The organism is Agromyces neolithicus (assembly GCF_039529735.1).
In the GTDB taxonomy this organism is placed as follows: domain Bacteria; phylum Actinomycetota; class Actinomycetes; order Actinomycetales; family Microbacteriaceae; genus Agromyces; species Agromyces neolithicus.
This window is the reverse complement of the sequence record NZ_BAAANJ010000003.1, coordinates 19,610-23,262: the sequence shown is the minus strand read 5'-3', so window position 1 is coordinate 23,262 and position 3,653 is coordinate 19,610. Positions and strand designations below refer to the sequence as shown.

Genomic DNA, 3,653 nt, shown 5'->3' with positions numbered 1-3,653 from the left:
CGCTCGAGGGTCGCCATGCCCGAGACCCGCATCGGGTTCACGCCCGATGTCGGCGGATCGTGGCTGCTGGCGAAGGCGCCCGGCGAGCTCGGGGTGCACCTCGCGCTGAATGCTCGCACCATGGACGCCTCCGACGCCCTGCACGCCGGGTTCGCCGATGCGTACGTGCCGTCCGACCGCCTGCCGCACCTGCTGCAGGCGCTCGCCGAACGGGCCGACCCCGGCAGTCCCGCCGAGATCGTCATGCTCTTCGACGAGACGCCCGGCCCGTCAGCACTCGCGCTCGCGCGCGACTGGGTCGACGCCTGCTACTCGGCGCCGACCGTCGTGGAGATCATCGCGCGCCTGCGCGCGTTCGCCGAAGGGCGATCGGATGCTTCGTCGAGCGCCTTCCCGCGACATCCGCTCGACCCGGGCGCGTTCGCCTACGCTGCCGCAGCCGCCGACGAACTCGAGTCGCTCTCGCCGACGGCCCTAGCGGTGACGCTCGAATCGGTGCGCCGGGCGCGCACGCTGCCGCGGCTCGAAGACGCGCTCGAGCAGGAGTTCCGCGCGGTGACCTGGTTCATCGAGCAGCACGACCTGCACGAGGGAATTCGGGCGCAGGTCATCGACAAGGATCGGCGACCGCGGTGGAACCCGCCCGAACTGCACGACCTGCCGCCCGGGCTCGTGGCGCGTGTGCTCGACGAGCAGCGCTTCGAGCGGGTGTGGCCGGCGCCGGGCGCAGATCAGAGCGACCGACCCTGACCAGCTGAATCGGGCCGGTGCCGGGGCGGTCGCACACCCCTCCTCCACACGTTCACCGACTGCCGCGCAACCCACCTCGAATGGGAACAAGTCGGGCGACGTCTTGCCGGCGCGTACCCTGCTCGCATGATGCACCCCTTCGAGATCGTCGCCGAGCCGGTTCGCCGTCGCATCATCGAAGTGCTTGCCGTCGGCGAGCACACGGTCGGCAATCTCAACGATGTGATCTCGTTCGAATTCGGAGTCTCGCGCTCAGCCGTCTCGCACCACCTGCGCATCCTGCGCGACGAAGGGGTCGTCACGGTTCGCCCCGACCTGCAGGAGCGCTGGTACATGCTCGAAGAGGATTTCCTCGAGCGGCTCGACCATGCCGTCGGGGCACTCTTCCTGCTCTGGGATCACCGCTATGGCTCGAATGTCGGCCGCATCCCGGTTCCGCCCGTCGCTCCCTCGCGAACCCCGCACGCACATCGCGCCGGCCGAAAAGGTCGTCGCGGGCGCCGCGATTCCGATGCCGAGTAAACGACGGGTGGTCGTCCGCAGGTCATGAGTTGTGCGGATCGGTGTGAAAGTTCCGCCTCATCGTGAGGGGGAACTGGCATTCGAGATGGGAGGGTAGTGCTCAAGACACGAGCACCTGAGCACACGAGCAAACGAGCATACGAGCACGCGAAGACCCGATCCCAGGACGTCAAGCGCGAAGGCGCGACGATGCAGCGCCAAGACGTCAAGCGCGAAGGCGCGACGATGCAGCGCCAGGACATGAAGCGCGAAGGCAAGGCGCCAGGTGCGCCGGATGCGCGTGGGCGTTCAGCCGTCGGGGTTCACTGCCGTACCCGTGAGCACGGCGCGGGCGAGGCCGTGGAAGAAGCACTGCGCGCCGAGCACGGCAGGCGTCGATTCGGGATCGACCCTCGGGCGGGCGACGTCGAGCGCGTGCACGACGAAGAAGTAGCGGTGCACGCCGGTGCCGGCGGGCGGGCTCGAGCCGACGTAACGGCGCTCACCGTCTTCGTTCCGCAGCACGAGCGCACCGTGCGGCAGCTTCAACCCTCCCGGTTCACCGGCGTCGGCATCGAGACTCGTCACGGTCACCGGAATGTTCGCCACAGCCCAGTGCCACCAGCCCGAACCGCTCGGCGCATCGGGGTCGAAGCACGTTACGGCGAAGCTCTGGGTGGCAGCCGGGAACCCCCACCACGACAACTGCGGTGAGCGGTCGCCTGCGCCGCGCCCGGACGCGCGAAGCGGTAGCGGCAACTCATCGCCCTCGGCGAAGTCGGCGCTCGTCAGGGTGAACGCCGGCATGGGCTTCAGCGCCTGCAGCGCTGCGTACGGGTCGTAGTCGAGCATCCGGGCCTCCCTCGCTCGATGCCAGCCTACGGTCGATCGGCGGGCGCGCACAGGGGTCTCGGTACGGCGCTGGCGCGCCTACTCGACCGGAGGGAGGCGCGCTCCGCGCTACTCGACCGACGGAGCGCACACGGCAACCACGCGGCATCCGCTCGTAGAATCTCGGGGTGCCGCTCGCCAAGATCCTGCTCTACTACGCCTTCACGCCGCTCGCCGACCCCGACGCGGTGCGGCTGTGGCAGCGCGACCTCGCCGAGTCGCTCGGACTGCGCGGCCGCATCCTCATCTCGGAGCACGGGCTGAACGGTACCCTCGGCGGCGAGTTGCGCGCGCTCAAGCGCTACGTGCGCAAGACCCGCGAGTACGCACCGTTCAAGAACATCGACTTCAAGTGGAGCGAGGGGACCGGCCTCGACGACACCGGCGCGAGCCTCGACTTTCCGAAGCTCAGCGTGAAGGTGCGCGACGAGATCGTGTCGTTCGGCGCGTCCGGCGAGGTGCGCGTCAGCGACGACGGCGTGATCCACGGCGGCATGAAGCTCACGCCGGACGCCCTGCACGAGCTGGTCGCCGAGCGCGGCGACGAGGTCGCGTTCTTCGACGGCCGCAACGCGCTCGAGGCGGCCATCGGCCGGTTCACGGGCGCGATCGTGCCCGACGTCGAGACGACGCGCGACTTCGTCGCCGAACTCGACTCGGGAAAGCACGACGACCTCAAGGGGCGCCCGGTCGTCACCTACTGCACAGGCGGCATCCGCTGCGAGGTGCTGTCGAGCCTCATGGTCAGCCGCGGTTTCGGCGAGGTGTACCAGCTCGACGGCGGCATCGTGCGCTACGGCGAGCGCTACGGCGACGACGGGCTCTGGCAGGGGTCGCTCTATGTGTTCGACAAGCGCGGCGCGATCGAGTTCAGCGACCACGCCGCGGTGATCGGCGCGTGCGTCGTCTGCGGCACCCCCGCCAACCGAACGGCGAACTGCGCGGATGCCTCGTGCACGACCGAGCGCGTCGTGTGCCGGTCGTGCGTGCTGCCGCCGTGCGAGGAGCACGCGTCGCCGGTCGAGTAGCGACGCACCTCGCCGGTCGAGTAGCGACGAAGGAGCGTATCGAGACCCGTCGACTGGTCTCGATACGCTTCGCTACTCGACCGGCGGGGCGGCGGCCGCAGGCGCCTCTACGCTTCGCTACTCGACCGGCGGGGCGGCGGCCGCAGGCGCCTCGTCGCCCGCGATGACGGCAACCGCACGGGCGAGTTCGTCGCCGCTCGGCAGGCCCTCGGGGTTCATCAGCCAGAGGATGCCGAGGCTCTGCACGAGCACGAAGTCGAGCTTCGCAACGGCGTCGACCTCGGCCTCGGTGAGTTCGGGCCGCGCCACGCGGAGTTGCTCGGCGATCCCGCGGTAGCCCTCGCCTGCGGCCTGCGCCAGGTGCCGACTCGCCTCGGGGTCGCGGAGCACCCGCACGGTGTTCTCGAGGCTCGCGAGCAGCGCCTCGCGGTTGGCCGCGAACACGTCGGGCATGCGGTTCCAGAGTGCGGCGAACCCTTCGAG

General features: G+C 69.9%; 4 protein-coding genes and 1 pseudogene. 3 read left to right on the top strand and 2 right to left on the bottom strand.

Features of this window, described 5'->3' with window-relative positions; genetic code table 11:
• Together ABD164_RS05260 and ABD164_RS05255 are read left to right on the top strand one after the other, a co-directional pair.
• On the top strand, positions 1 to 750 hold a 750-nt coding region (locus ABD164_RS05260), incomplete at its 5' end, for an enoyl-CoA hydratase/isomerase family protein (RefSeq protein ID WP_344294169.1).
• Positions 751 to 876: 126 nt separating this feature from the next.
• Positions 877 to 1,272, top strand: a complete 396-nt coding sequence (locus ABD164_RS05255) for an ArsR/SmtB family transcription factor (protein WP_344294168.1) — start codon at positions 877 to 879, stop codon at positions 1,270 to 1,272.
• Positions 1,273 to 1,560: 288 nt separating this feature from the next.
• Here ABD164_RS05255 and ABD164_RS05250 read toward each other — a convergent pair whose 3' ends face one another.
• Positions 1,561 to 2,103 carry a YbhB/YbcL family Raf kinase inhibitor-like protein gene (locus ABD164_RS05250; protein ID WP_344294165.1) on the bottom strand — a complete coding sequence of 181 codons (543 nt, stop codon included), beginning with the start codon at positions 2,101 to 2,103 and terminating at the stop codon, positions 1,561 to 1,563.
• 167 nt (positions 2,104 to 2,270) lie between these two features.
• Between ABD164_RS05250 and trhO the strand changes: the two genes are divergently transcribed.
• Positions 2,271 to 3,170 carry an oxygen-dependent tRNA uridine(34) hydroxylase TrhO gene (gene trhO, locus ABD164_RS05245; protein WP_344294163.1) on the top strand — a complete coding sequence of 300 codons (900 nt, stop codon included), beginning with the start codon at positions 2,271 to 2,273 and terminating at the stop codon, positions 3,168 to 3,170.
• A 117-nt stretch (positions 3,171 to 3,287) separates the two neighbouring features.
• Here trhO and ABD164_RS05240 read toward each other — a convergent pair.
• A pseudogene (locus ABD164_RS05240) lies at positions 3,288 to 3,653 on the bottom strand (TetR/AcrR family transcriptional regulator); the annotation flags it as partial.

Coding starts and splice junctions, on each gene's coding strand:
- ABD164_RS05255 (WP_344294168.1), top strand. CDS start 877: ATGATGCACCCCTTCGAGATCGTCGCCGAGCCGGTTCGCCGTCGCATC.
- ABD164_RS05250 (WP_344294165.1), bottom strand. CDS start 2,103: ATGCTCGACTACGACCCGTACGCAGCGCTGCAGGCGCTGAAGCCCATG.